At 64.0% G+C, this 6,064-nt stretch carries 5 protein-coding genes and 1 pseudogene; 1 reads left to right on the top strand and 5 read right to left on the bottom strand.

Annotated features, from left to right (window positions below):
• A pseudogene (locus C0Z16_RS36605) lies at nucleotides 1–508 on the top strand (ISNCY family transposase); the annotation flags it as partial.
• Nucleotides 509–670: 162 nt separating this feature from the next.
• Here the strand turns inward: C0Z16_RS36605 and C0Z16_RS39730 are convergent.
• From C0Z16_RS39730 to C0Z16_RS37985, 5 genes are all read right to left on the bottom strand, one after another.
• The gene (locus C0Z16_RS39730; protein ID WP_146014418.1) at nucleotides 671–1,231 is read right to left on the bottom strand and encodes a DUF746 domain-containing protein; all 561 of its coding nucleotides are present in this window, start codon (nucleotides 1,229–1,231) and stop codon (nucleotides 671–673) included.
• Nucleotides 1,232–1,236: 5 nt separating this feature from the next.
• Nucleotides 1,237–2,067: a peptidyl-prolyl cis-trans isomerase gene (locus C0Z16_RS36615; RefSeq protein WP_102636806.1), complete on the bottom strand. Its 831-nt coding sequence runs from the start codon at nucleotides 2,065–2,067 to the stop codon at nucleotides 1,237–1,239.
• A 93-nt stretch (nucleotides 2,068–2,160) separates the two neighbouring features.
• On the bottom strand, nucleotides 2,161–3,600 hold the full coding sequence (locus C0Z16_RS36620) for a ShlB/FhaC/HecB family hemolysin secretion/activation protein (protein ID WP_341867650.1): 1,440 nt from the start codon (nucleotides 3,598–3,600) through the stop codon (nucleotides 2,161–2,163).
• Nucleotides 3,555–5,291, bottom strand: a complete 1,737-nt coding sequence (locus C0Z16_RS39270) for a hypothetical protein (protein ID WP_102636805.1) — start codon at nucleotides 5,289–5,291, stop codon at nucleotides 3,555–3,557. Before C0Z16_RS39270 ends, C0Z16_RS36620 begins: the two co-directional genes overlap by 46 nt.
• A 16-nt stretch (nucleotides 5,292–5,307) precedes the next feature.
• Nucleotides 5,308–6,064: DUF342 domain-containing protein (locus tag C0Z16_RS37985; protein ID WP_167403590.1), on the bottom strand; the 757-nt coding region annotated here is incomplete at its 5' end.

The raw sequence follows: 6,064 nt of genomic DNA on the forward strand, positions 1-6,064 counted from the left end.
CGACGCCCACCGGCCGCTGCGGGGTGACGAGAATCTCGACCTGCTGATGACGTGGCGCGAGACGCGACGTGTGACCAGATCGCTGACCGTTCAGTACGACCGCGTGATGTACCTGCTGGATGACACGGACGCGAACCGCCGGCTGGTCGGACGCTACATTGATGTGTACGAGTATCACGACGGGCGCATCGAGATCCGCGCGGATGGCATCGCCCTCCCCTGCAGCCCATACGACCGGCTCTCCGAGATTGATCAGGGTGCGGTGGTCGATCACAAGCGGCTGGGGCACGTGCTGCAGGTCGCGCAACTGGTTCAGGCCGACCGTGACAACCGCCGTGCATCGGGTTCGCCGTCACGAACCAATCAGGGGCAGACGCCGAAACCGAAGGAACGCCGGATCGGCACCAAGAAGCAGCGTGAAATTACGGTTGATGATCTGAACACCGCGATTGGCAGAACCACCGCCAGCCTCCATGACTCAGTACCCAGAACTTCCTCAAAGAGATAATAAAGGCACAAACAACCGCTGTCCCTGTTGACAACTTTGCTTATGTAAAACTTCGGATGCCGAATTGATTATTGCTCATCGGACTCACCGTTATCAGTGCGGTTCCAGCGTGTAAGGGGTGTACGCCACGAATGTCATCGCGGCAACTCAGGAGTGCGATGCTTATGTGGTGACAGTCCGCGGCGGCCGCTGGCGCGGACGCTCCGTGCATCTGCTGGCGGACGACGCGCTGTCCGCGTTGATCTCGCGCCAGTCTGGCGGCCCGATTTCCAGTACGCCGTTGCATTCGCCCACCTCACGCCGCATCGAGAAGATCCGTCCGCATCGGCTGCATACGGCACTCGCGTCCGCTCGCACCTCGAGCCGTTGCTCTCCGCACCCACGCGCATAGCGTATGGCTGGTTGGCCGCACACCCAGCCGGAACCGGTTGCGCAGTGGCGCCAGCGCCTCGATCTGTTACAGCGCAGCGAGAAGATCCTGATCCAGCGCCGGCTGTTCTTCGGATCGGTGTCAAGAATGGCCGCTCTCTGGCTGACGGGAAGCGGTAAGGCCAGGTAACGGATGATCTGCCGCTGTTTGTCACTGTCCTTCTGGCGCACGAACGCGGTGCCGGTGCGACGGTTGAACTTGCGCCTGCAGGCATTGCAGTAGAAGAGTGGCAGGCTCCCGGTTTTCCCCTTGCGGGTGACGGAATGTGAGCCGCAATACCCGCACGGTCGCATGGGCGTTACTGCTGGATCGAGGCGCCCTTGAGCAGCTGGCCCGAGAACTGCGCTGCGGCCTTCTCGAGCGCAATCGCCTGCAACTGCTGGCGGATCGTGTCCTTCGCCTCATCGAAGGCCGGCACCTGTGTGGGCCGCTTTGCATCCAGTTTCACGATCACGCGAAGGTTGTCCACGGTAACCGGCGCGGGCGTCACCGCACCCACCGGCAGCCTGGTCAAAGCCTGTGCGACGGCAAGCGGGAGACCGGCCGTCTTTCCTTCTGCCGCGGGCGTTCTGAAGCTCACCCAGGGCAACTCTCCGCCAGCCGGACCGGTCGGCGCGCTGCTGTACTGACGGGCCAGTGTCCCGAACGCGGTGCCGGACTTCAGTTGTGCGATCACCTTGCTGGCAGTCGCGTCATCCGCCACCGTGATAATGCCCGGCTTGTATTCGTCCTTGCCCAGCGACGCGACGATCTCATCGTAGCGGGCTTTCACCTGCGCGTCCGTCACGGGTTCCGGATGGATGCTGTCACGCAGATAGAGCTGCGTTTCGGCATTGGTCTTCGCCGCGTTGATCGCCTGCTGGACCTCGGGTTTCGTATCGTAGTGCGCGGCCTCGGCGTTCTGGCGGAACAGCTCGCGGACGATCAGTTGCTGTTTGAGCATCTGACGAAGCTGCGGACTATCGGGGTGGCCCGCGCCCTGAACGGTCGCCGGCACCGCCTCGTCAAGCCGTGCCTGTGGAATCGCTACGCCGTTGACGATTGCGACGGTGCCCGCCGGCAGCGCTGAAACGGCGGCCGGTGCATTCGCCGTTGCTGCCATCTCGGCGGCCTGCGCGCTGCCCGTCATCATCAAGTTCAGTGCGACGGACGCGAACGCCGTGACGCATAGCAGGCGGAGGTTATGGCCGAAGGATGAGTGTTTTTTCATGATGGGTTGTCCTTAAAAAAAGAGGTTGGCCGTGCCGAGCACGAGTGTGGCCCGTGGGCCAAGACTGGCCGGTTGTATGAACGCGCGTCCCACGGTGAGCTCGCCCGAAATCACGCGCTGACGCCACTGCCATTGCGCGCGCAGTCCTGCGCCCACGCCTGCCAGCGTCGGAAAACCGGACACGGCAATGAGGCTCGCCTTGCCCGCATCAAGAAACATGTACGGCTCGATGCGGCCGTCGTGCCAGGCCGGCAGGTTCGTCCACGCAATCTCGTTGCGCGAGTAGAAGCCGCGGTCGCCCACGAGCTCGCCCGAGCGGAAGCCACGCACCGTATCCATGCCGCCCAGATACAGCTGCTCCGAGCCGTACAGCGCGACGTTGGTGAACTGGCCGCCCAGCACCCCGCGATACGCGAGCTGGCCGGGACCGAACTTCGGCAGCGGTACCGTGAAGGTCGCGGTCGCATCGAGCTTCGTGAACTGGCTGTGCGCGTCGGTCCTCGGGATTGCGTGGGCATCATGACTGGCTTCGAGCCACGGCAGCCCCTGCGAGATGCCGGCGTTCAGTGTCGCGTTGCCCGGTGCGTCATTGAACATAAACTTGTGCAGCCAGTTGCCGTCCACCCGTAGCACCGCGATGTGCTGCGGGTTCAGCTCGATGTTGTTGATCTCGCGATCGGTCCGTCGCCATGAGAGCGTTGCATCGACGCTGGTGATATCGGTTAGCGTGCGCCCGAGTGCGTAGTTCCAGCCGAGGATGTGGCTGAGCGTGCGTCCGTATTCCAGTGCGCTGGTCCCGACGACCTGCTGGTATTCGGAATCCGATAGCGTATAGCTGAACGTGTTCCGGCCAAACGGCACCGCGAGCGAGCCGACAATCGCATTGCTATCGAGACTGTCGACGAAATTCAGGCTCAGCGATTCCTGCAGGCCGATCAGGTTGTCCGCTTCGACGCTGGCGCGATAGCGCGTGACGCCCGTCGACGCGCTGCCGTAGTTATCAACGCCCAGGTTGTAGTACAGCCGGTCGCCCGATGGGTTCGCGATCGCAATGATCGACTCGCCCGGGCTCTGGCCGGGCTGGATCTGCACCTGCGCCTGGTTGCGGCGCAGGCGGTTGATCTGCGCCACGCCCTGATCGATGTCCGATACCTGCAGTGGATCCCCAGGCGCTGCCGGAAAGGCCGACTGGTAGCCCTCATCGGTGAGCCAGCCACCGCCGGCCGATCTTTCATCCTTCTTCAGCCGGTGGACCGGCTGGCCGTTGACCGTAAAGGCGCCGATGCGCCCGACCTCGACAATGATCCGCAGCGTGCCGGCGCCGAGATTCTGCGGCCCGAGCAGTGCGCGGGTCGTCGCATAACCCGCCGCTACAAACGCATCGGTGAGCCGTTTCAGGAGTACGTTCAGCCGGTGCGACCCCAGCGCTTGTCCAGCAAACGGCGCAGTGATGCCGCCAGCGTATTGACGAGCGCGGCGGTGCTGATCGCGATGTCCTGGCCCGCCTGGATATTGCCCGACGTGTTGGTCAGACTGGCGGATTGCGTCAGGTTCGTCTGCGGGCTCGAAGGATTCGTGTTGTCGCGCGTCGTGCCGGCGCCGCCGATCACCGCGTCACGGCCCGCGAGCAGGTTGCCGTACGTGTTGTTCACCGTCGGCGCCGCGATAATCAGATCGCGGCCCGCAAATACCGTGTTGTTCGTCTGCGTGTAGCTGTACGTCTGCGTGTCCGTCTGGTCGCCATAGACGAGGAACGAGTCGTTATGCGGGCCGAAGATTGCGTAATTCTGCAGAAGCAGTTTGGCGATCGCCGCGTAGGTCATCGCGTTGGTGAAATCCTGCCCCGGACGCTGGTACTGCAGCTCCGGGTCCGGATAGCCGAGCATGGTCCCGAAATAGCCACAGTTCTGGACGGAAACGCCGGCCGCGCATCCAGCCTTCGACGTCACGTTTTCCGCGTGATAGCCCTGGTTGGTGAAGCTGTTCGCGCTCACCCGCACATCCTGGCCGGCGTAGAGATTTCCAGCGTTGGTCAGACTCGCGCCGGTACCGGTCAGCGACAGGTTGTTGCCCGCGACGATCTGGCCGGCGTTCTGGCTCGTAAAGACGGTGACGGTGGATGTCTGCGCGGCCGGCGGTCCGGTTGTCGGGATCACGTTCGCTGGTGCGATCATTGCGCCAGACGGATTGCCCAGCGCATCGACGGACTCAAGCATCGCGGCGAGCGTTCCTGCTGCATACGCCGCCTTCAGTTGCGTGAGAAAACCCGCATACGAAGCAGCATCGATGCTGTCGGTGATGGTCGTGACGGCCGCATCGCCTCCATTGTCAAGCGAGGCGACGTTCAGGGTGATATTGTTCCCGGCGGAGATCGTGCTGCCGTGATTATTCAACGTGCCGGTGGTGATCGACAGGTCATGTCCGGCGGCAATCACGCCGCTCTGACCGCTGGGCTGCGTCGTCGTGGTCGTCTGGGTGACCGTCGGCAGGGCGATACCGTTGAACGTGCCGCCGCTCAGGTCGGCCGCCGTCACGTCCGTTGCGGCAGCCGGCTGGAAATCGCCGACCCGGGCGGTAATCGACGCGGTGTATTCGTTGGTCGAATAGTCGATAGGGTTGGTAACCACAATGTCGAAGTTGAGCGATCCGGCCGCAGCGGAGAGGAACGCGGAGTCCAGACCCGCCGCATCGATCGTGGTTGTCGACGTCGTCGTGGTCGTCGTGTTCGCCCCGGCCCGGCTGTTGTTCACGTCTGCCGCGGTGATCGTGATGTCGTTCCGCGCGGTGACGGTGCCGCCAACATTCGTCAGATCGCCTGACAGGTTCGCAGTCAGATTGCGCCCCGCCGCTGTCGACGCCCCGCTGTTGTCGTAACTGCTGCCATTGAGGTTGACGTCGCGTACCGCGCTGACCGTCCCCGCATTGGTTGTGGCGCCGGTCAGATTGACGTCTTCATTCGCCTGGATGGTGCCGCCCGCCTGATTGACGATCGTGCCGGACAGATTGACGTCGTTGCCGGCAGAGATCGTGCCGCTGTTGGTCAGCGTGCCGTTGGTCGACAGCGTGATGTCCCCCGCCTTGCTGATCGTCCCGCTGTTGCTGAAGCCCTGCGTCGCATTGATCGCCACGCTGTTGCCCGGCATCGCCCACGTGCCCGAGTTATTGAGCTGCTGCGTATTGATCGTGAGCGTGTTGCCGAGATTGGCCGGCGTTCAATGTCTCATCCTGCCCGAAACTCGCCGTGCCGCTGCCCGACAGGTTGCGGCCAGCGCGCAATGACCCCGTACCGTTGCCCGACACGCTGCCTGAAACGGTGAGATCGGTGGCAGCCGCGAGCGTCGTATTGCCGCTCGTGCTGACGTTGCCGCCCAGCGTCATGGTCTGCCCCGCCGTGGCGGAGAGGTCACCGTTCGCCAGAACGTCGCCGGCCGTGCTGACCGTGCCCGTTGCGCCGCTCAATGACAGGGTGCCGCCTGATGCGGCCTGACCGTTGATTGCCGCGTTGCGCTCGGCGTTGATGCCGACTGCGGAACCGCCGGTCACCGAGCCATTCACGGTAATGTCGCGCGCGGCGTTCAGCGTCACCGCGCCAGGCGCGGAGACCGCGCCACCCACATTCAGGTCCCCGTTGCCCGTTTTGCCGGTCGTGGTGAGCGTCAGATTGTTGCCGGTGGCGATCGAGCCCGCCGACAGGTCACCGCCGGCAGTCAGGTTCACACTGCCGCCCGATTGCGCGGCGCCGATCGCCAGGCTGCCGCCCGCCGTCATGCTCAGGTCCTGAACCGACTGGACGGTGGCGCCGGCGGCGGAGATATCGCCTGCGGCGTTCACCGTGTACTGGTTCGCGAGACCGTTGCCGGTCATCGTCACGGTGCCCGCGCTCGTGAGCGTCGCGCCCTGCTGCGCGTAGGTTGAG

It is taken from the genome of Paraburkholderia rhynchosiae (assembly GCF_002879865.1).
In the GTDB taxonomy this organism is placed as follows: Bacteria; Pseudomonadota; Gammaproteobacteria; order Burkholderiales; family Burkholderiaceae; genus Paraburkholderia; species Paraburkholderia rhynchosiae.